This is a genomic window from Paenibacillus sp. JSM ZJ436 (assembly GCF_044383795.1).
In the GTDB taxonomy this organism is placed as follows: domain Bacteria; phylum Bacillota; class Bacilli; order Paenibacillales; family Paenibacillaceae; genus Paenibacillus_AQ; species Paenibacillus_AQ algicola.
Genome location: NZ_JBISEO010000001.1, coordinates 146,549 through 167,217 on the forward strand (window position 1 = coordinate 146,549; position 20,669 = coordinate 167,217).

21 protein-coding genes are annotated in these 20,669 nt (G+C 52.3%); 13 read left to right on the forward strand and 8 right to left on the reverse strand.

What is annotated here, in order from left to right; translation table 11 throughout:
* The first annotated feature begins 28 nt into the window (after nucleotides 1-28).
* The 11 genes from ACH6EH_RS00825 (at nucleotide 29) to ACH6EH_RS00875 (ending at nucleotide 10,787) form a co-directional block, all read left to right on the forward strand.
* Nucleotides 29-694, forward strand: a complete 666-nt coding sequence (locus ACH6EH_RS00825; protein ID WP_397330719.1) for a redox-sensing transcriptional repressor Rex — start codon at nucleotides 29-31, stop codon at nucleotides 692-694.
* Entirely contained in the window at nucleotides 669-1,970 is a 1,302-nt protein-coding gene (locus ACH6EH_RS00830) for an amidohydrolase (protein ID WP_138225605.1), read from the forward strand. Before ACH6EH_RS00825 ends, ACH6EH_RS00830 begins: the two co-directional genes overlap by 26 nt.
* 22 nt (nucleotides 1,971-1,992) lie before the next feature.
* Complete coding sequence (locus ACH6EH_RS00835) at nucleotides 1,993-2,508, forward strand: cell wall elongation regulator TseB-like domain-containing protein (RefSeq protein WP_397330720.1); 516 nt, start codon at nucleotides 1,993-1,995, stop codon at nucleotides 2,506-2,508.
* A 245-nt stretch (nucleotides 2,509-2,753) separates the two neighbouring features.
* Nucleotides 2,754-3,263, forward strand: a complete 510-nt coding sequence (locus ACH6EH_RS00840; protein ID WP_397330721.1) for a hypothetical protein — start codon at nucleotides 2,754-2,756, stop codon at nucleotides 3,261-3,263.
* Nucleotides 3,256-4,758: an AAA family ATPase gene (locus ACH6EH_RS00845; RefSeq protein WP_397330722.1), complete on the forward strand. Its 1,503-nt coding sequence runs from the start codon at nucleotides 3,256-3,258 to the stop codon at nucleotides 4,756-4,758. The genes ACH6EH_RS00840 and ACH6EH_RS00845 overlap by 8 nt, the downstream gene beginning before the upstream one ends.
* Before the next feature lie 135 nt (nucleotides 4,759-4,893).
* Nucleotides 4,894-5,766, forward strand: coding sequence for a 3-hydroxyacyl-CoA dehydrogenase family protein (locus ACH6EH_RS00850; protein WP_138225609.1), 873 nt, complete (start codon nucleotides 4,894-4,896; stop codon nucleotides 5,764-5,766).
* Nucleotides 5,763-6,974 (forward strand): acetate/propionate family kinase, encoded by a 1,212-nt coding sequence (locus ACH6EH_RS00855; RefSeq protein WP_397330723.1) that lies wholly within the window; start codon nucleotides 5,763-5,765, stop codon nucleotides 6,972-6,974. The genes ACH6EH_RS00850 and ACH6EH_RS00855 overlap by 4 nt, the downstream gene beginning before the upstream one ends.
* Nucleotides 6,975-6,995: 21 nt before the next feature.
* Nucleotides 6,996-8,291, forward strand: coding sequence for an asparagine--tRNA ligase (asnS, locus tag ACH6EH_RS00860; protein WP_397330724.1), 1,296 nt, complete (start codon nucleotides 6,996-6,998; stop codon nucleotides 8,289-8,291).
* 5 nt (nucleotides 8,292-8,296) lie between these two features.
* A complete protein-coding gene (locus tag ACH6EH_RS00865; protein ID WP_397330725.1) occupies nucleotides 8,297-9,052 on the forward strand; it encodes a DnaD domain-containing protein in 756 nt (251 codons plus the stop codon).
* A 211-nt stretch (nucleotides 9,053-9,263) separates the two neighbouring features.
* Entirely contained in the window at nucleotides 9,264-9,788 is a 525-nt protein-coding gene (locus tag ACH6EH_RS00870; RefSeq protein ID WP_397330937.1) for an alpha-amylase family glycosyl hydrolase, read from the forward strand.
* 27 nt (nucleotides 9,789-9,815) lie between these two features.
* Nucleotides 9,816-10,787: a serine hydrolase domain-containing protein gene (locus tag ACH6EH_RS00875; protein ID WP_397330726.1), complete on the forward strand. Its 972-nt coding sequence runs from the start codon at nucleotides 9,816-9,818 to the stop codon at nucleotides 10,785-10,787.
* A 61-nt stretch (nucleotides 10,788-10,848) separates the two neighbouring features.
* Here ACH6EH_RS00875 and mtnB read toward each other — a convergent pair whose 3' ends face one another.
* The 7 genes from mtnB to ACH6EH_RS00910 all read right to left on the reverse strand — a co-directional run bounded on the left by mtnB (nucleotide 10,849) and on the right by ACH6EH_RS00910 (nucleotide 18,220).
* Nucleotides 10,849-11,508, reverse strand: a complete 660-nt coding sequence (gene mtnB, locus ACH6EH_RS00880) for a methylthioribulose 1-phosphate dehydratase (RefSeq protein ID WP_208202835.1) — start codon at nucleotides 11,506-11,508, stop codon at nucleotides 10,849-10,851.
* A gap of 3 nt (nucleotides 11,509-11,511) precedes the next feature.
* Entirely contained in the window at nucleotides 11,512-12,186 is a 675-nt protein-coding gene (locus ACH6EH_RS00885; protein WP_397330727.1) for a 2-hydroxy-3-keto-5-methylthiopentenyl-1-phosphate phosphatase, read from the reverse strand.
* A 6-nt stretch (nucleotides 12,187-12,192) separates the two neighbouring features.
* Nucleotides 12,193-13,410, reverse strand: coding sequence for a 2,3-diketo-5-methylthiopentyl-1-phosphate enolase (locus tag ACH6EH_RS00890; protein WP_138225616.1), 1,218 nt, complete (start codon nucleotides 13,408-13,410; stop codon nucleotides 12,193-12,195).
* Nucleotides 13,407-14,276 (reverse strand): pyrroline-5-carboxylate reductase, encoded by an 870-nt coding sequence (proC, locus tag ACH6EH_RS00895; RefSeq protein ID WP_397330728.1) that lies wholly within the window; start codon nucleotides 14,274-14,276, stop codon nucleotides 13,407-13,409. The genes ACH6EH_RS00890 and proC overlap by 4 nt, the downstream gene beginning before the upstream one ends.
* A 22-nt stretch (nucleotides 14,277-14,298) precedes the next feature.
* The gene (locus ACH6EH_RS00900; protein ID WP_397330729.1) at nucleotides 14,299-15,546 is read right to left on the reverse strand and encodes a glutamate-5-semialdehyde dehydrogenase; all 1,248 of its coding nucleotides are present in this window, start codon (nucleotides 15,544-15,546) and stop codon (nucleotides 14,299-14,301) included.
* Nucleotides 15,547-15,578: 32 nt separating this feature from the next.
* A complete protein-coding gene (gene proB, locus ACH6EH_RS00905; RefSeq protein WP_397330730.1) occupies nucleotides 15,579-16,682 on the reverse strand; it encodes a glutamate 5-kinase in 1,104 nt (367 codons plus the stop codon).
* A 344-nt stretch (nucleotides 16,683-17,026) separates the two neighbouring features.
* Entirely contained in the window at nucleotides 17,027-18,220 is a 1,194-nt protein-coding gene (locus tag ACH6EH_RS00910; protein WP_397330731.1) for a pyridoxal phosphate-dependent aminotransferase, read from the reverse strand.
* Nucleotides 18,221-18,365: 145 nt separating this feature from the next.
* Between ACH6EH_RS00910 and ACH6EH_RS00915 the strand changes: the two genes are divergently transcribed.
* A complete protein-coding gene (locus tag ACH6EH_RS00915; protein WP_397330938.1) occupies nucleotides 18,366-19,199 on the forward strand; it encodes a carbon-nitrogen family hydrolase in 834 nt (277 codons plus the stop codon).
* Nucleotides 19,200-19,275: 76 nt separating this feature from the next.
* On the forward strand, nucleotides 19,276-19,464 hold the full coding sequence (locus ACH6EH_RS00920; RefSeq protein ID WP_138225621.1) for a hypothetical protein: 189 nt from the start codon (nucleotides 19,276-19,278) through the stop codon (nucleotides 19,462-19,464).
* A 258-nt stretch (nucleotides 19,465-19,722) separates the two neighbouring features.
* Here the strand turns inward: ACH6EH_RS00920 and ACH6EH_RS00925 are convergent, their stop codons facing one another.
* Nucleotides 19,723-20,661, reverse strand: a complete 939-nt coding sequence (locus tag ACH6EH_RS00925; protein WP_208202830.1) for a LysR family transcriptional regulator — start codon at nucleotides 20,659-20,661, stop codon at nucleotides 19,723-19,725.
* Nucleotides 20,662-20,669: the final 8 nt, after the last annotated feature.

The window sequence follows — 20,669 nt, forward strand, 5'->3', positions numbered from 1 at the left end:
TTGAGTTTAATCTATAGGGGGAGCAAGCATGAAATCGGATAAAATTTCGGAAGCTGTGGTTCGCAGACTGCCTGTCTATCTGCGTTATTTGAATGAGCTGCATAAGAGAGAGGTTGCCACCGTCTCCTCGCAGGAGCTGGGACAGAGGCTGGATCTAAATCCTGCCCAGATTCGAAAGGACCTTGCTTACTTCGGGGATTTTGGGAGAAAGGGCATTGGGTATGATGTCATCTATCTGATCGAGAAGATTCGTCAGATTCTGAAGCTGGATCAGCATATTAACGTTGTGCTTGTCGGTGCAGGGAACCTGGGACATGCATTATCCAACTATAATGCCTTTTTGAAGGACAATATGAAAATCGTAGCGGTCTTTGACGCTCAAACCTCCAAAGTGGGGACACGCATCAATAATTTAACTGTACAGCCGATGGAGGAACTGAGTGAGACGATTCAGAAGCTAAGCATCCGGATCGGTATCATCACAGTACCGGATGTTGAGGCGCAAAATGTGGCGGACGTGCTGGTTGCCTCCGGGATTGAGGCTATATTAAATTTTGCACCGGTGATTCTAAAGGCTCCGCCTCACATCCGTATTCATACGGCTGATTTTACGACAGATTTGCAAAGCCTGGCTTACTATTTGGATAATGGGAAGGAGGAGATGAACAATGACACCGCGGAAGCAGGTCATTAAGAACGGCACCTTTGCCGTGCTGGAGGAAGGAAAGACTGTCATTTCGGGATACATGCTCATCGAGGACGATATCATTACGTATATCGGGGAAGAGGAGCCGCAAATCGATGAGGGAACCGAGGTCATGGACGGCAGCCATTTGCTGTTTTTACCGGGATTGATTAATACTCATGGACATACAGCGATGTCGTTGCTGCGAGGTTATGGTGATGATCTGGCGCTCCAGGTATGGCTGCAGGAGAAAATGTGGCCAATGGAAGGGAAGTTTACGGCCCAAGACGTCTATTGGGGTACTTCTCTTTCGGTTCTTGAGATGCTGAAGGGCGGCACGACGACCTTCCTGGATATGTATGATCATATGGATCAAGTGGCGGCTGTGACGAAGCAATCCGGAATGCGGGCGGTGTTAACACGCGGGGTGATCGGCCTGTGCTCACCGGAAGAACAACAGAGAAAGCTGAACGAGGCGGTTGACTTCGCCAAATCCTGGCATGGAAAAGCGGATGGACGAATTACAACGATGATTTCTCCACACGCCCCGTATACCTGCCCGCCGGACTATATTGAGAAATTTGTACAGGCTTCGATCGATCTGGACCTGCCGATGCATACCCATATGAGTGAGACCCGCAATGAAGTAGAGCAAAATGTGAAGGATTACGGTGTCCGGCCGGTGGAGCATCTCCTGAAGCTGGGCATGTTCTCCCGGCCTAGCCTGATTGCCCACGGCGTACATCTTACCGATGAGGAGATCAGCATTCTAGCCGCGCATCAGGTCGGCGTCTCTCATAATCCCGGTAGTAATCTGAAGCTGGCGAGCGGCATTGCCCGTGTACCGGAGCTCCTGAAAGCGGGAGTGAAGGTATCTCTCGGTACAGACGGTCCGGCGAGCAACAACAACCTGGATATGTTTGAAGAAATTCGACTCGCTGCTCTGATTCACAAGGGAGTCAGTGGAGATCCTACTGCTGTTCCTGCTGCAGAGGCGCTGCGAATGGGCACCGAATATGGAGCAGATTCCTTGTTCCTGAACCAGGTGGGACGTCTGAAGGCAGGCATGAAAGCAGATTTCATTGCACTGGACACGGATCAGCCGCATTTTCTGCCATACAGTGACTTTATCTCTCATGCCGTTTATTCTGCCTCGGCGAAGGATGTAAAGCATGTATGGGTGGATGGCAGACAGCTCGTGAAGAATGGAGCTTGCCTGACCCTGGATGAAGAGAAAATCCGCAGGGAAGCACAGCTAGCCTTCGAGGCTCTCTTGACCCAATAATGGCGGGAGCGAGGGGACTGAATTGAAAACCAAAACGAAGCGTATCTTATTCAGCTTATCTGCCATATTGCTTGTTCTGCTGTTTGTTCAAATCTACTACAATGATGTCATGTCCGGCTCCTGGGAGAAAGAGCGGGCAGCCGTTCAGACTGCAAGGCAATATGGTGGACTTGGCAAGGTCGAGAAAACCTACCGCTCCGTGTGGGATGAGAACAGTAATTACTGGGTTGCTTCCGGGCTAAACACCAAGGGTGAGAACATTATGGTATGGGTGAAATTCACGAAGGACGGGGTGCCTGCAGGAGGGGACTTTGTGCATACAGAGTCTTTGAAGGATGGCATGAGTGAGAAGCAGATGTCCTCCCTGATTTCCAGCCAGTTTCCGGAAGTCTCAGTGCTGCGTCTCGTTCCCGGAATGTACGAGAATGAATATGTCTGGCAGCTTCATTTCCGGCATGAAGGCAAGACAGGCTACCGTTTCTATCGATTCGCCGATGGTGAACCGATCGGAGAAGATATTATATTACCGAATCCATAAGCACAAATAAACACGCGCCTTTCATGCAGAGGCAGCGTGTTTATTTGTGCGCTATATATTGAATACGCTTACAAAAAATTGTTTTCAATATTTTCACAGTTGTAAATGAAATCGTATATATAATGTGATATACTTTTATTTGTATTCAAAACTGTTATGTCGTAAATGCTATAATGATATACTTTCCTATGTACACTTTATGTAGAGAGGATGAACTGACCTTGAAGCTCCGCATACTTCCCATCTTGCTGTCAGTTGTCGTTTCGGCTTCCGTGCTTTTTGGAGGCTGGTTTCTGTACCGTCACTATGCTCTTCAGAATCCTATTGCCCAAGTCCTGTCACAATATGAGGGAGTCATTGACTCTCAGATAGATATTAAACGCAATACGGTCACTTTGAAACTCGATTTACAGCCAGAAACCGATCTTCGGGATTTGGTGTCCCAGATCCAGAAGGAAGGTAAAAGCGTCATTGACCAGCGGGAGCTGATGATCGAGGTGGCTGATCATTCCTCGGACGTGCTGAATGAGTGGTGGGACAGCGCCATGCTCTCCGTCGCCCAGGCTATGGATAACCGGCAGTATACCGAAATTCAAACTGCATTGAACCAGCTGGCTGATCAAAGGCCGAACCTGAAAGCGGTCGCGCAAATTGATGATCAGAACGTGTATGTCAGCCTGTCCGATGGAACCTCGGGCAAATTTATAATCCTGCCGCGTCACCCCGGCACAATGGAGGTATGGAATCATGCCTAAATGGAGTAAAGAAGCGTTGATTGGCTTTGTTCCTGTATTGTTTATATTTATGGCATTTATCGGCTTGAACGTGGTGCCGATTCTGATCGCGGCTGCTTTGGTCGGAACCCTGTTTATGGTACTGAAGATGAGAGGCGGAATCGCAGTAGGGGCCGGAAACGATCGGAAACGGAAGAAAGCGGCGCCTGCGAAGCTGACCTTTGAAGAGATCGGCGGTCAGGACAATGCCAAGCAGGAACTCCGGGAAGCACTGGATTTTCTGAACCGGCATGAAGAGATCAAGAAGTTCGGCATTCGGCCGCTGAAGGGGATTTTGCTGACAGGCCCTCCGGGAACCGGGAAGACCTTGATGGCGAAGGCGGCGGCGCATTACACGAACTCGGTCTTCGTCGCTGCCTCAGGCAGTGAGTTTGTCGAAATGTATGTCGGTGTCGGTGCGGGACGGATTCGTGACTTATTTAAGGATGCACGGACACGGGCAGCCAAAGAGAATAAGCAAAGCGCCATTATTTTTATAGATGAGATCGATGTCATTGGGGGAAAGCGTGAAGGCGGACAGCAGCGGGAGTATGACCAGACCTTGAACCAGCTGCTCACAGAAATGGACGGAATTTATTCCTCGGAGTCGCCGAAGATTCTCGTCATTGCAGCTACTAACCGCAAGGAAATGCTGGACAGCGCCTTGCTTCGCCCGGGACGCTTTGACCGTCATATTCAGGTAGACCTGCCTGACAAGAAGGGGCGTTCTCATATTCTGAATCTGCATGCCGGCAACAAGCCGCTGCACCCGAATGTGGATCTGGACAAAATTGCGGAAGAGGCCTATGGCTTCTCTGGTGCGCAGCTCGAAAGCGTCATGAACGAAGCCGCAATCTACACGATGCGTGAAAATAGTGAAATGATTCATCACCGCCATCTATCCATGGCGATTGACAAGGTAATGATGGGGGAACGCTCCGATCGGGAATCGAATCTCGAAGAGAAAAAGAGAGTAGCTATTCACGAGCTGGGTCATGCCATTATGGCAGAGCTCGTTCGTCCAGGCAGCGTAAAGCAGGTTGCTTTAAGCCCGCGGGGTAAGGCACTGGGCTATGTCCGCCATAACCCGCAGCAGGAGCAGTACTTGTACACGAAGTCTTTTTTGGAGGAACAGATTATGATTGCGCTCGCGGGAGCCGCCTCGGAAGAAATTTATTATGGGGGACGCAGCACAGGCTCTAGCAACGACTTCGAGCAATCCATCTCGATCGTAGAGACGATGATGAAGTCCGGCCTGACTTCGCTTGGCATCGTCAATATGAATATGGTTACGACCGAAGAGCTGATGAAAGAGAATAATACGATCCTGGAGGAGCTCATGGGCCGCACGAAGCAGCTGCTGCTTCAGCATCATCAGATCTTTGATCACTCTCTGGACATTCTGATGAGAGAAGAGATTTTATCCGGCGAGCAATTCCGTTGTCAATTCCGTGAAAACACGCTTCAGCCAGCATAATTCTTATGCTTGGCTGTTTTTTTTTACTTTTTGAGCGTGCTAAGATATTATTATATTCCGTGCCCGTATAAATGTATGTTTACAGAAAGAAGGGTACAATAAAGTATAGGATGTTAAGGAAGGGTGGAGTAAACCATGTACTTCAAAAAAATCGGCGTAATCGGCGGAGGGACGATGGGCCAGGGCATTGCTGAAATGCTTGCCGCTAAAGGCCTCGATGTCATGCTGGTTGAGAAAACGCCAGAAAAGCTTGAGTACTCTTATCATATGATTGAGACCAGTCTTGATAAGCAGCTGGAGCGCTGGGGAATTACCCAGGCAGAGAAGAAGCTCATTCTGGGCCGCATTCAGAAGGTGACGCATTTTGCGGAGCTGGGGACCTGTGACATGGTTATCGAAACGATTACAGAGGATCTGGATGCTAAGAGAGCCGTGTTTGAGCAGCTGGATCAGGTTTGCCCGGCTCACATTATTCTTGCCAGCAATACCTCCTCGCTCAGCTTAACCGAGCTGGCCAGCTCAACCATGTATCCCGAGCGGGTCATTGGCATGCACTTTATCCATCCGGTATCGAAGGTCGATCTGGTCGAAATTATTCGGGGTCTCAAAACCTCTGAAAATACCTTTACTGAAACCAAACGCTTCGTAGAAGAGGTAGTAGAGAAAAAAGGCATTATGGTTTACGAGTCCCCGGGCTTTGTATCAAGCCGCATGATCTGCCTCCTGATCAATGAAGCTCTCCATCTTCTGCAAGAGGGTGTTGCTTCGCCAGAGGATATTGACGATGCCATGCGGATCGGCTACAGCTTCCAGCACGGACCACTGGAAATGGCGGACCGGTTCGGCCTGGACTCTGTACTGGCAGCACTGCAGCGGATGTTCCGGGAATTTGGCGAGCTCAAATACCGTCCATCCATCGTATTAAAAAAGATGGTGCGTGCAGGTCATCTGGGTGTCAAGACCGGGGAAGGCTTCTTCAAGTATGATAAGGACGGTGACCGGCTGTGAAAATATTAGTCATTAACGCGGGAAGCTCTTCCCTGAAATATCAGCTGTACAATATGAATGATGAATCGGTTCTGGCCAAAGGCCTGGTGGAAAGAATCGGGATGGATTCTTCAATATTGACGCACAAGCCTGCAGGGAAGCAGGAGGTTACTGAGGTTAGTGAAATCCTGGAGCATATTACCGCGATCCGTAAGGTGCTGAGCATGCTGACCCATGAGGAGCATGGTGTGATTGCTTCTATTGAAGAGATTCAGGCGGTCGGCCATCGTGTGGTACACGGCGGTGAAGCCTTTAAGGCGTCTGCGCTCGTGGATGATGCTGCCAAAGCTGAGATTCGTCGCTTGTTTGATCTGGCACCGCTGCACAACCCTGCCTCGATGATGGGGATCAAGGCTGCCGAAACTAACATGCCGAATGTGCCTCAGGTTGTCGTATTTGATACGGCCTTCCATCAGACGATGCCTGAAAAATCTTACCTGTACGCCATTCCAAGAGTTCTTTATAATAAGTATAAAGTCCGCCGTTACGGCGCTCATGGCACGTCCCACGAATATGTAAGCCAAGCGGCTGCGACGTTCCTGGACAAGCCTATTGAGGAGCTCAAAATCATCACCTGCCATATCGGAAACGGGGCTTCCGTCACGGCTGTGCAGGGCGGCCAGTCTGTAGATACCTCCATGGGCATGACGCCGCTGGAAGGTCTTATGATGGGAACACGCAGCGGTGATTTAGATCCTGCGATCGTGCCTTATGTAATGAATAAAGAAGAGCTGAGCGTTAGCGAAGTCAATTCCATGCTGAACAAGCACAGCGGCCTGCTGGCGATTTCCGGTGTGAGCAGTGATATGCGGGAAATTACCGAGGGCATGGATAAGGGCGAAGCCAATGCGACACTGGCGTTCGAGATGTATGAATATCGTCTGCGTAAATATATCGGCTCTTATGCCGCGGCCATGAATGGAGTCGATGTGCTCGTATTTACGGCAGGTGTAGGCGAGAATTCCGTAGTTCTACGTCAAAAGGTGCTGGAGCAGCTGTCCTTCCTTGGCGTCAAGCTGGATGCAGAGCTGAACGCCATTCGTTCCGGAGAACCGAGACGGATTTCTGCACCGGATTCCCGCGTAGAGGTGCTCGTGATTCCGACGAATGAAGAGCTGGTTATTGCCAGGGATACCCATAACATCGTAACAGCGGCTAATCAACAGTAGCAGTTTAAGGAGAGAACAAGCATGACCACCAAAAGTGTAATTTCTCAAGTTCATCAGCATGCAGGAGAAACCGTAAGGATTGGAGCCTGGATTCAGAACAAACGATCCAGCGGCAAGATCCAGTTTCTGCAGCTGCGGGATGGAACCGGATATATTCAGGGTGTCGTTGTCAAAAGTGAAGTGTCAGAGCAGCTATGGAATGATGCGAAGAGTCTGACTCAGGAAAGCTCGCTATACGTGACCGGCATCATTCGGGAAGAGCCGCGCAGTCAGTCCGGCTATGAAATGACAATTACCGAGATCGAAATTATTCATATTACAGAGAATTATCCAATTACTCCGAAAGAGCATGGCGTAGACTTCCTGATGGATCACCGCCATTTGTGGCTTCGCAGCCAGAAGCAGCGCGCCGTCATGGTTATTCGGGCAGAGATTATCCGCGCGGTGCAGCAATATTTTGACAATAACGGCTTTACATTGGTGGACCCTCCAATTCTGACGCCGACATCGGCAGAGGGAACGACCAATTTGTTTCACACGAAATATTTTGAAGAAGATGCTTATTTGACGCAGAGCGGTCAGCTGTATATGGAAGCCGCTGCGATGGCGCTGGGTAAAGTATACTCCTTCGGTCCGACGTTCCGTGCTGAGAAATCCAAGACGCGCAGACACCTGATTGAGTTCTGGATGATAGAGCCGGAAATGGCGTTTACGGATCATGAGGAAAGCCTCAAGGTCCAGGAGGCGTTTATCAGCCATGTTGTGCAGTCAGTCGTCAAGAACTGCCGCAAAGAGCTGGAAGCGATCGGTCGGGACGTGGCGAAGCTGGAAGTCATCCAGGCTCCATTCCCGCGAATTACGTATGATGAAGCGATTTCCTTCCTTCAATCAGAGGGCCATGAAATTTCCTGGGGCGAGGATTTTGGAGCGCCGCATGAAACTGCGATTGCTGAGAAGTATGAGAAGCCTGTGTTTATTACTCATTATCCTGCTGCAATCAAAGCCTTCTATATGAAGCCGGATCCGAATCGTCCTGAGGTTGTACTCTGTGCGGATATGATTGCCCCAGAGGGCTATGGCGAGATTATTGGCGGATCTCAGCGGATTGATGATCCCAAACTGCTGGAGCAACGCTTCAAGGAGCATGAGCTGTCCATGGAAAACTATCAGTGGTACATGGACCTTAGAACCTATGGTACCGTGCCGCATTCCGGTTTTGGCCTGGGACTGGAGCGGACTGTAGCCTGGATTTGCGGATTGGATCACGTGCGTGAAACTATTCCGTTCCCTCGAACGCTTTACAGGCTGTACCCTTGATTTACATGGCGAACCAAAGACAGCCACAGGAACAGGTACAGAGCTCTTCCCAAGCTTGGGCTGACGGTGCCGCAGCGGGAATGCAGCAGGGCGTTACGCTGCTTCCATACGCTTTATTGCGGAATTATCGAAGAGCCGGTCTTAGCGACAGGGAGTGTATGCTGCTCATTCATCTGCTGTCGTTTCAGCAGAATGAACAGAATGCATTTCCATCCCTGGAAGAGCTTCAGGCAGTGACCGGCACGCCGATGGAGGCGATCGCAGAGCAGCTGCAGAAGCTCATGAAGGCGCAGTGGATCACCATTGATGAATTCAGGGATCCGGACGCCGGCATTCAGTATGAGCGTTACAATCTGCAAGGGGTCTATGAGAAGCTTGCGGTGCTGCTGTCTTCACAGCAGTCCTCCCCGCCGGAGATGATGCCTAAGCCAGGCCAGCGCTTCTCGGAAGAGTCTCGTGCCGCAGAGGCCTGGCCGCCTGCTGAGCAGCCCGTGAAGGAGGAACGTAATCTGTTCCGGATATTTGAACGGGAGTTTGGCCGCCCCTTGTCTCCCATGGAGCTGGAGACGATCTCGGGCTGGCTGGATCAGGATCGCTATCCTGATGAGCTGATTCTGCTCGCGCTGAAAGAAGCCGTATTCGCGGGCAAGGTTCATTTCAGGTACATCGACCGGATTTTGCTGGAATGGAGTCGGAATCGGGTGCGCAATGCCGAAGAGGCCAGAGCCTATGCCCAGAAGTTCCGTAACATCGGCAGGTAATATACATCAAGCAGCCAGCCAGCCAGTATGGCTGGCGCGTAAGTAAATACTCGCTGTCTCGAGCCCTTTGGTGGGTTTGAGGCGGCGTTTTTTTTATCACAATGTCATGGAGCAGCGGCTTGCTCGTTTCCTTGCGCGATTCAGCGGTTATAAAGAGCTATAGCATACTTTTTGGAAGCAGCTATTATATAGAGAGAGGGTCTGGAGAGTGATGGTTGAGGAGCGCGGAGAAGACAAGGAGAAGATCATGCAGCGAATCCGCCGTCAATCAAGGGACCATGCCAGGACGCCGATGCCGTGGAACGAAAGCGATCAAGGCGGGTTTACCACGGGGCAGCCATGGTTGCCGGTGCATCCCAAGCACCAAGAGCTTCACACGGAGCTGCAAACACAAGATCCTCATTCCGTACTGAATTACTATAAATCGATCATCCGGCTGCGGAAGGAGCACGAGACCCTCGTCTACGGCGATTTCAAATGGGTGATGGAGGATCACCGCCAAATCCTAGCTTATATGCGCTGGATGGAGGATGAGGCATGGCTGGTCCTGTTGAACTTTACGGGAGAGGAAGCCGGCTATGAGCTCTCCTGTGCTGAGGTGGCATGGGCAGAACAGGCTGTCTTTGTCATCGGAAGCTACAGGGATCACAGCTATCGTACGACGGGTTTGGAGCGTAATGGACGTCTTCTGCCTTATGAAGCGGTTGTTTACCGGGCAAGTGGTATGAGAGAATGAATCATTAAGCATTAGAAAGTTGGAGTGATGATGGATTTCAAGAAGCTAAGGCATGAGATCGCAGAGGTGGATCTGCGAAGCTGCCTCATTAGCTGCAGAGGAGAGCTGCAATTCCAGTATTACCGGGATGCGGATGCAGAAAAGGAGCCGGCCAAAATCAATTCCTGTACGAAGAGCATTCTGTCCGCGCTAATTTGTATCGCTATGGATCAAAAGATTTTGCCGGGAGCAGGCACGCCGGTCTCGACATTTTTTCCGCAGCTTGCAGCGTCGGAAGACAGGGACAAAGCGGAGATGACGCTGGAGCATCTCTTGACGATGTCGTCCGGCATCAGCTGGACTGAATTTGGCGGTCCCAAATCATTTCCGCGAATGACGAGATCCCCCGACTGGATTCAATTTGTGCTGGAGCAGCCGCTGTGTGAGGTGCCGGGCAGCCAGTTTGAATATAATTCGGGTAATTCTCAGGTGTTGTCTGGAATTCTGATGAAGGCGTCGGGGCTGCCTACGGCTGTTTTTGCAGAGGAGCAGCTTTTTCGTCCACTCGGAATTGAACAATATACGTGGGAAATGGATCCGCAAGGGGTGCATACCGGCGGCTACGGACTGAAGCTTACACCGAAGTCACTGCTGCATTTCGGCCAGCTGTATTTGCAAAAAGGGTGCTTTGACGGGACTCAGCTCATCTCAGAGCGTCTGCTGCAGCAGTCTATAGAGCCCAGGATGGCCACAGAGCCGCCGCGCTCCGGGCATTATGCCTGGCATTGGTGGGTGGACACGTTTAGGGACGAGAGGAGCGAAGGTTCTGGCTTCGGACAAGGGGTAGAGCTGTCCTATTACTATGCCCGCGGCTTCGGGGGGCAATTTGTGTATGTCCTTCCCCAGCTGGAGACCGTTGTTGTTCTTACGGAGGATAAGCGGAAGAAAGACCGTCATAAGATCGATATTTTCCGTCAATGGATTGTGCCGCTGCTGGTGCAGGAAATGCATATATCATAAGAACAAGAGCTGCCTTTAAGATACTGGATCTTGGCAGGCAGCCCTTGGCTTGGAGTACTGGTTATTTTGCTGGGCGGGCGGCGTCCAGCAGCAATTTTTTGTACAAGTATTCAAAAATGAATTCAAAGGCCTCCAAATGCCGCTTGGCTTCAAAGGCATTCTTGCCCCAGGCATAAATTCCATGATTGCGAAGCACAATTCCCGGGATGGTCTGGTTCAATACGCCCGGTACGAGCTTGGCAATACTCGGGATATCTGCGTAATTCGGGAGCACCGGAATGGAGATGCTGGCATCCTCCTCCCAAATATTGAACGCTTTAATAAGCTCGATGCTCTGGGCGGGCACGAAGCCCTCCTCGCCATAATATTCACTGATGAGGTTGTTATACACGGTGTGCACGTGAAAAATCGCACCACAGCCTGTTTCACGGTAAATCTCACAATGGATCAAGGTTTCGGCGCTGGGCTTCAGTGCCGTGGCTTGAGCGGGCTTGCCGTTCTGATCGACAAACAAATAATCCTCTGGCGTATGGGCAGACTTGTCTTTGCCGCTTGCAGTGATCGCAAAGTGAAAGTCCTCCCGGTCAAACTCACCCACACGGACGGACAGATTGCCGCTCGTGCCGGGAAACCAGCCCCGCTGTGCAAACAGCTCCTTCACCTGTCTCAGCTCTTGAAGGGCGCCTTGCTTCTCTTCTAGAGTAATCTCTGAAAATCTCATTTATCATACCCCCTGAAGCGTCTTCTGCTTCATATCCTCAATGATATCGTGGAACGTTTGAAATGGAACATGCTGAACCCCGAGCTCCTCACACCGCTTGGTCAGTGTAGAGCGCGAGTACACCAGATCGGCGATCTTGGCTCCTTCGAAATCAGTAATGCTGTCCCCAATTAAAATACGGTAATATTGATCGGAAGGGAATTGATTCATCACGGTCACCTTACACATCCCGCACTGATTGGTGCAGCTGCCTTCACAAGGATGAGGCCAGGTAATCGTAATCTGGGACTGGCTAAAGTCAGCACTGTTACAGTAAATCTGCTCCTCCGGAATATGAAACGGCTCCAGAAGCGGTTTAACGAAGAAGTCGATCCCGCCGCTCGTTACATAAAACGGGATTCTGTGGTCCTGCAGATGCTGCAAATAGTCTTGAAAGCCTTCACGAATGACGGCCTGCTCTAACGCGAAGCTCTTGATCTCCTCACGCCGGGAGGAAGGGAAGAGGGCAAACATGCGACCGACGCCTTCCTTAATAGAGATCTGCCGCTCCACTGTAGCGCGCATCACTTCCTCATAGCCCTCCGGCAAAAAATGCTTCATAATCTCGACAATGTTGTCATTGTCCGTAATCGTGCCGTCGAAGTCGCAAAAGACGACAGGCTGCTTGTTCATCATCATGCTGTATTATTCTCCTCCCCAAAGTTCCAGTGCAGCTTTCAGCTCCGGATGAGCCTCGGCATATTCGGACAGCGGGACTCCATGCATGGCAGCGTCAATCGCCTGCACAAAGGCTTGCCCGCCGGCCTCTGTCCCCAAAGGATGACCATGTATGCCTCCCCCTGCGTTCACCACCACGTCTCTGCCAAAATCACGAATGATTTTAGGTACGAGTCCAGGGTGAATGCCAGCGGATGGAACAGGCATGCTCCGTTTAACCCCAAGGGCTGTTGTATGCAGCTCGTCGCGGATCGACAGATTTTCTTCCCGAGGCATGGTGACCGAGCCATATGGTGAAGGGAACAGCACCAGATCGGCTCCTGCCAGCCGCATCAGCTGGCCCAGCAGAACGGGCGCGGCAATGCCATAATGAGGCGACGGATACATGGCTCCGGCGAGAGCAGGATGCGCCATAATAGGAACCGTAATTTCGGGGTCCGCACTCAGCTCCTGCAGGACGTCATAGCCATAGGACAGCACGTTAAACAGGAGGGCATTGGCTCCGGCATCAATGGCTCGCAGCGCCTGATCTCGAAGCTGAAAGGTCCGTCCGGTAAGATTGGCCGCGTAAAGGAGCTTGCGTCCGGTTTCCTGCTCAACAATGTTCGCTGACTCGATGCACAGACGAACCCGGGTCGTAATCGGGGTCAGGTCATTCTCGAAAAGAATTTCGTCATCCTTAACGAGATCTACACCGCCTTGTGCCTGTCTCATAAATTGTTCCCGAAGCTCGGCAGCACTCAGACCGATCACGGATTTGAAAATACTCATCAGGAGCGGCCGATCATTCACGCCCAACAGCTCGCGGATGCCGTCAATGCCGAACTTGGGGCCCGGAAAAGAGGATAGAAAATCAGACGAAAGGTCTAGATGGGTCAGCTTGATCCGGCCATCCATAGATATTTTACCGAACACGGTGACGAGCAGCGCCGGAATGTCCCGGCTGAAATTAATATCCGGGTAAGCAATGCGAATGTCGGCGTAACGGGTGCCGGCAGAGCCGTCCGGGGATTCGTGAACCTCAACAGCGTACACCTCACCCAGATGCTTCTTCATCGCATCCCGTTTGGCCTGTGGAAGCTCCGTCCAGCTGCCAACGGTCATACCGACCGCGATGGACTGGGCTTTTTTATGAAAATCGGCATGGTCATCATGGATACGATACGTTGCAATACAGTAGCTCATTGGGCTTGTCCTTTCAGCGCAGCGCCCATTTCCCGGGAGCGCTCGGCGCAGCGATTTACAGCAGCAATCACCGTTTCAAAAAAGTCTCCCTGATCCAGGCGCTCCAGGGCAGCTTGGGTCGATCCATTCGGAGATGTGATCTTGGCCCGCAGCGCAGAAGGCTGCTCCCCGGTCACCTGAACCATGCGGGCCGCGCCCATGATGGTCTGTAGCGTCAGCTCATGGCTCTGCTCCGCAGTCAGGCCGCCTCGGATTCCGGCCGCTGTCATGGCTTCCATCATGTAGTAGAAGTAAGCGGGTCCGCTGCCGGAGATCCCGGTCAGAACATCCATCTTGTCTTCATCTATGACGGTGACATCCCCGACAGCCTGAAACAGAGTCATTACGAGAATGCGCATATCCTCTGTCATCTCTTTAGAGAAGGATAGCCCGGTCGAGCCCAGGCCGATCGAGCTGGATGTGTTCGGCATGGTCCGCGCTAGCGGCTGGTTTTGTCCCAGCAGAGTTTGGGTGGTCTGTATTGATAAGCCGGCAATTACCGAGACGAGCAGCTGATCTGGTGACAGAAATGCTCCGAGCTCTTTCAGCGCTTTGGCCGCATCCTTGGGCTTCATCGCGAGGACGATCACTGGACTTGCGGCTAAGATCTCACGCTTGGCCTGCGGATCATTCTCCGTGCGGACTCCGTATCGCTGCTGCAGCTCTTGCAGACGCTGGAGGTTGCTCCGGTTCAGCATCGTAATATTCTCGGGTTCAATAACATGGCGTTGGGTCAGGCCTTTGACGATCGCTTCCGCCATGGAGCCGGCACCGTAGAAGGTAAGGGCTTTATCAATTAAAGGGCGGTTCTGGGGAGATTGACACACAGATGATTCCTCCTTGTCATGTTTATTGGCGGATCTGGCCGCTGCCGCTCACGATGTATTTCGTGGAGGTCAGCGCCGGCAGGCCCATCGGGCCGCGTGCATGAAGCTTCTGGGTACTGATGCCGATTTCGGCGCCGAATCCGAATTCGAACCCGTCTGTAAAGCGGGTGGAAGCATTGTGGTACACCGCTGCAGCGTCTACCTCCTGGATAAAGCGGGAAGCATTCTCGCTGGAGGCGGATACGATGCACTCGGAGTGCTTGGTGCCGTAGTCAGCGATGTGCTGAATGGCTTCATCGAGGTTATTTACGATCCTCACATTGAGCACATAATCATTATACTCTGTAGCATAATCCTCCGGCGAGGCTGAAAGTGCCCAGGAAGCATAGCCTTTGGTCGCTTCGTCGCCCCGGATCTCGACTTGCTGCTCCCGGAACTTCTCCAGCAGGCCAGCCAGGTGCTGCGCTGCAAAATCGGCGTGGACGAGCAAAGTCTCCATAGAGTTGCAGACAGAAGGGCGCTGCACCTTCGCATTGAGGCTGATTTGCTCTGCCATTACAGGGTCAGCTGATTGATCAAGATAGGTATGACAGATGCCGGCGCCGGTTTCGATGACCGGAACGGTGGCATTCATGACAACATTCTGGATCAAGGAGCTGCCGCCGCGCGGGATAATGACATCCAGCAGCCCGTTCAGCTTCAGCATTACATCCACGGAAGCGCGATCGGTATCTTCAATAAGCTGCAGCGCATCCTTCGGAATAGCCGTTGCTGCCATAGCGTCATGAAGAACCTCGACGATTTTTTTGTTGGAGGAGATGGCTGAAGAGCCCCCTCGGAGAACGACGGCGTTTCCGCTCTTCAGGCACAGCCCGGCCGCATCCACCGTCACGTTAGGTCTGGCCTCGTACACAATCCCGATGACGCCGATTGGAACCCGGATCTTGGTGATGGACAGGCCGTTCGGGCGGTCCATCGTATCCAGGGTGTCTCCCACGGGGTCGGGAAGCTCCACGATCTGACGCAGTCCTTCTGCAATGCCCTGGATGCGGGACTCATCCAGAGCCAAACGATCCAGCAGGGAGGGGGAGGTTCCTTGCTCCTTCCCGCGCTGCAAATCCTCGGCGTTTGCTTGAATGATTTCGGCGGAGCGCTGGATCAAGGCATCTGCCATACTCAGCAGAGCCTGATTCTTCTGTTCGGTCGTCAGTTTATTCAGTACCGGAGCTGCCTGCTGGGCAAGACCGGCTTTCGTTCTCACTTCACTCATTGGCTGCAAGCCTCCTTCTATTCCTTATCCTATCACTTTAACGTAATCCATTCATCCCGGTGGATGACTTCCAGGCGATGTACCTCGCCAAGAGCGGCGAGCACCTCTCGGGTCGACATGCCTATAATATGCTGGAGCTGCTCGGAATCATAATTGACAATCCCCCGGCCCACACGTTCGCGGCGGCTGTTCATTACCTCAACCACATCACCGAGCTGAAAATGTCCTTCCATACTCTTCACACCGACCGGAAGCAGGCTGTGCCCGCCGTGGAGCAGTGCTTTCTCGGCTCCATCATCCACGATAAGGGTTCCAAAAGGGGAGGACATAAAGCCGAGCCACTGCTTCTTCATGGGCAAGGTTGAGAGCTGGGTTGCAAAACGGGTGCCGTTCCCGTTGCCCTTCAGTGCACGAAGCAGCTCGCCGGGCTGATCTGCCCGGCCAATGAAGACGGGAACGCCTCCACGGGTGGCAATCTTGGCTGCATCCAGCTTCGAGCGCATCCCGCCGGTACCGACACTGCTGCCTGACCCGCCAGCCAGTCCATAAATCTCTTCGGTAATCTCCTCAATCTCCTGAAACCGGACGGCTTCAGGATTCTTGCGGGGATCAGCGGTATACAAGCCGTTCATATCCGTCAGGATGATGAGGTGCCTGGCTCGAACCATGTTGGCCACGAGCGCGGACAAGGTATCATTGTCCCCGAATTTCAGCTCGTCCACAGATACAGTGTCGTTCTCATTAATGACCGGAATGACACCTTGCTTCAGCAGCTCTTCAATCGTCAGGCTGGCGTTGTTCATGCGTTTTCGGTTGGAGAAATCCGTTCGGGTCAAAAGGATCTGGGCGGCTGTCAGCCCATGCCCGGCAAAGGCGGTCTGATAGGATTCCATGAGCAGAGCCTGGCCCACTGCTGCGGCCGCCTGCTTCTCATGCAGCAGGCGCGGCTTGGCCGGATAGCCGATCTTGCGGAAACCGGCGGCGACGGCACCGGAGCTCACCAGAAGCACTTCATGTCCTTCTTGGGTTAACTGCGCCAGCTCGGAGGCATAAAATTGGATGGCAGCGGCATTTAAACCGCCTTCCGGAGTGGTTAGGGAGCTGCTGCCGATTTTGACGACGACACGTGAAGGCATTACAATCACTTCCTCATTGTTGTTCTATATCCTTGATATAGCTATAAAAAAAGCTTTCGTCCTTGTATGACAAAGGACGAAAGCTTAACTTCCGCGGTACCACCTTTATTGATGAGGTCACTCATCCGGCTCTTTCCCTGTAACAGAGGGTGCTGTCCTGCTGGGCAGGCCGTTCGGGGTTAGGTTTCGGAAGGGGGCTAAACGGCGAATTCTTTCAGCCTGAGGAATTCGCTCTCTGGGCGCGCCGGACCTGTCGTACTGATCCCGTCATTACGTTTATGAGTTCGGTTTATAATTACTAGCAAGAATACCACAACGGCTTCTGCTTTTCAAAGATCAATGGCTCAGAATACGCCCAGCTTACCAATCCGGGCAGCGGCCTCTTGCAGGCGCTCTTCACTGCTTAGCAGGCCGGCACGCACATAGCCTTCACCATGTGCTCCGAATCCAACACCCGGTGCCATGACGACATGGGCTTCTTCAAGAAGAAGATTGGCAAACGAGACCGAGGTGAAGCCCTTGGGTACCGGCAGCCAGCTGAAGAACGAGCCAGTAGGCTTGGCTGCATTCCAGCCAATTCCCTTTAGAGCGTCGTGAAAAGCGTCTCTGCGGGATTGATAAACCGATATCAGGTCACGCACACAGTCCTGCGGACCAGTCAGAGCTTCGGCTGCCGCAGACTGAATGCCTCCGAACAGACTGACATACATATGGTCCTGAAGCTGATTGATCAGTGAAATGATCCTCGCATTGCCGAGGGCGAATCCGACTCTCCAGCCAGCCATGTTGTAGGTCTTGGAGAGGGTGTAAAATTCAATGCCTACATCCTTGGCGCCTTCTGCCTGCAGGAAGCTGACGGGACGATGACCGTCAAAGCCGATCGCACCGTATGCAAAGTCACTCGCAACCACAATGCCGTGTTGTGCAGCAAATGCCACAGTTTCTTCGTAAAAGGATAACGGGGCGTCCGCTGAGGTCGGATTGTTCGGGTAATTCAAAAACATGAGCCGAGCCCGCTCCTTGTCTCTATCCGAAATGGCACTGTAATCAGGTAAATAATCGTTACTCTCCACTAGCGGCATAAATTTCATCTCGGCTCTGGCCAGAGCAACGCCTGACCAGTAGTCGGGGTAACCGGGATCGGGCACCAGGCAAAGCTCACCGGGATTCAGCAAAATCTGCGGCAGCTCGACGAGCCCGGTCTTGCCTCCAAACAGGATGGCTACCTCGGTCTCGGGGTCCAGGTCTACCTGGTAATCCTCCTTATATCTCTTGGCAATAGCCTCCTTCAAAAAAGAGTAGCCGCTAAACGGAGAATACTTATGATACTGCGGATTATCGGCTGCTTCCTTTAGCCGGGCTACGATATGAGCTGGTGTCGGCTGATCGGGATTGCCTTGTCCGAGATTAATAACATCATGCCCTTGAGCAGTCAAACGGCTTACATTACCGACCAGCGTGGCAAAAAACTGTGTTGGCAGCTGTGCCATGATGTCAGCAGGGCGGATTTCAAATGGCGGGTTAAGGTTCAAATTCATGTTAAAGTCACTCCGGTTCTGTACTGCTTCCTGCGCCAAAAAGAGTACGTCATGATTTCTTTGAACCTAAATTTATCACGATTTATCAGGGCTGTATAGAGGGCTTTGGGGCGTTCTATTGAAACGACAGAGTTTACGGGATATGATGAGGATATTGCAGCATACGACGAAAGGAGTTTTTTCTGTGAACATTGCGCTGATTCAGGCTGATATTCAGATCGGTGAACCGACCGCCAATTTTCAACATATAAAAAAGCTGATGGAGACTGCGCTTTCCGAGGGGCAGAAGCCAGATATTCTGGTGCTGCCTGAGATGTGGAACACAGGCTACGCGCTGGAGCGCATTCATGAGCTGGCCGATCCGGACGGCAGACAGGCCAGGGAGCTTTTGAGCTCTTTTGCCAAGAGACATCAGGTGCATATCGTCGGCGGCTCTGTGGCGGAGAAGAAGAACGGACAGATCTATAACACGATGTATGTTTATGACGCTGCAGGTGAGCAGAAAGCCATGTATTCCAAGATTCATTTATTCAGACTGATGGATGAGGAGAAGCATCTGTCTGCCGGAGATCAGGCGGTAGTGTTTGATCTTCAGCCCGGATTTACAGCCGGTGCATCCATCTGCTATGATGTCCGTTTTCCAGAGCTGTCGAGAACGCTTGCGCTGAAGGGTGCTCAGGTATTGTTCGTTCCTGCAGAGTGGCCGAATCCGCGGCTGCATCACTGGAGAACGCTGCTGACGGCCCGAGCCATTGAGAATCAAATGTATGTTGTGGCCTGTAATCGGGTTGGCACAAGCGGGGACACTTCTTTCTTTGGTCACTCCATGATCATTGACCCTTGGGGCGACATCGTTGTGGAGGGCAGCGAAGAGGAAGGTATCCTCCGGGGGGCGCTGAATCCGGCGTTGACGGATGAGGTTCGGACCCGCATTCCCGTCTTTGAAGACCGCAGACCGGGATTGTACAAGCTGAGCTGATCACCTTGAATCCGGCGTTTCATCCTTGAGGTCACGGGTATACTATGTGTATTCCCCAACAAGGAGGTATGAAGCCATGGCCAATCAAGATCATAACGAGCAGGACAGCCAGGAAACCATTCAGGAGCAGAAGAATCAGTTCCGCAGCTTTGTAGAGGGTGTATCCGAGGGCGGAAGCCGCGGCAGCAACGATGCCATCGAAGACAAGGCCCGCATTCCTGATAACCAGAACCGGCTGGTGGACAAGCACAATTTGCGCAAGTAGATAGGTCTGGCCCGGATCAGCATAATCTGCGATTGTAGATTGACGCTGGCGGATCAGCGGTGAAGACGGTTTGAGAGTGTCAGGGAAGCTTGAAGATTAATAAAAAGGCGATGTTTAGGGAGATTCCCTGGCATCGCCTTTTTGGGCTCTGGTGGTGGTCTGTTTCGGGACGAGCTTGGTTTTTCGAGTTCGTTGGACCGCATAGCGCCGCTGAGGCGGAATGAGTTCGGTTTTTCGCCTACATTACCTCTTAATGACTTAATCCTTGCAGATGGAGCGGTCGCTCTCGGCCAGGCGGCCCATGACTTCCTTGAAGGTTTCAATGAACGCTTCCGCAGCCTTGGATAAATATCGGCCGTTTCGATACGCTATGACCAGCGTCCGGCTGGGGACTGGCTCTGCAAGCGGCAAATACACAGGAATGAATTCGCTGCGCTTGGCCCTCACGATGAAGCGGGGAACGAGGGTCACGCCCATGCCCGCGGCAACGAGCGACTGGACCGTCTCGATGTTATTGCTTTCGAACACCACTCTCGGCTCGAAGCCGGCATTCCGGCAAAGATCGAACGTCAGCTGGCGGAAGCCTTGACCTTTTTTGAGCACAATGAAGGCTTCGTCCTTCAGCTCCTCCAAAGCGACGGGCACCGGGCTGCCCTTATCCGCTCTCGCCGCCAGCGGATGGCGGATCGGCACGGCGAGGTCAATTCGTTCTTCTCCAATAGGCACCCAGGACAAGGATGGCTCGGTTAATGGCAGCGATAACAGGCTGAGATCTGTTTTTCCACTAGCCGTCAGCTTCTCGAGATTGGCAGAGGAATCCTCCAGCAATGCAATCTCGACATCAGGGTATTGCTGGTGAAAAGCAGGGAGTACCCACGGCAGCAGATGTGAGCCCGTGATCGGCATGCTGCCCACGACGACTTTCCCTTTGCGGAGCTGGGATATATCCGACATTTCCTGCCGAAGCTGCTCAACGGCATCCATGATTTTTTGGGCGTGCTCCACAAAGCTGGCGCCTGCATGAGTCAATTCGACCGTGCTGGTATTCCGCTGAAACAACAGTACACCGAGCTCTTTTTCGAGCTTGGACAATTGCTGGCTAAGTGAAGGCTGAGCGATATGAAGCTTTTCTGCGGCCCGGGAAAAATTTTTGTCCGCTGCAATTTGCAGGGTATACATTAACTGGCGTAATTCCATATCATCAC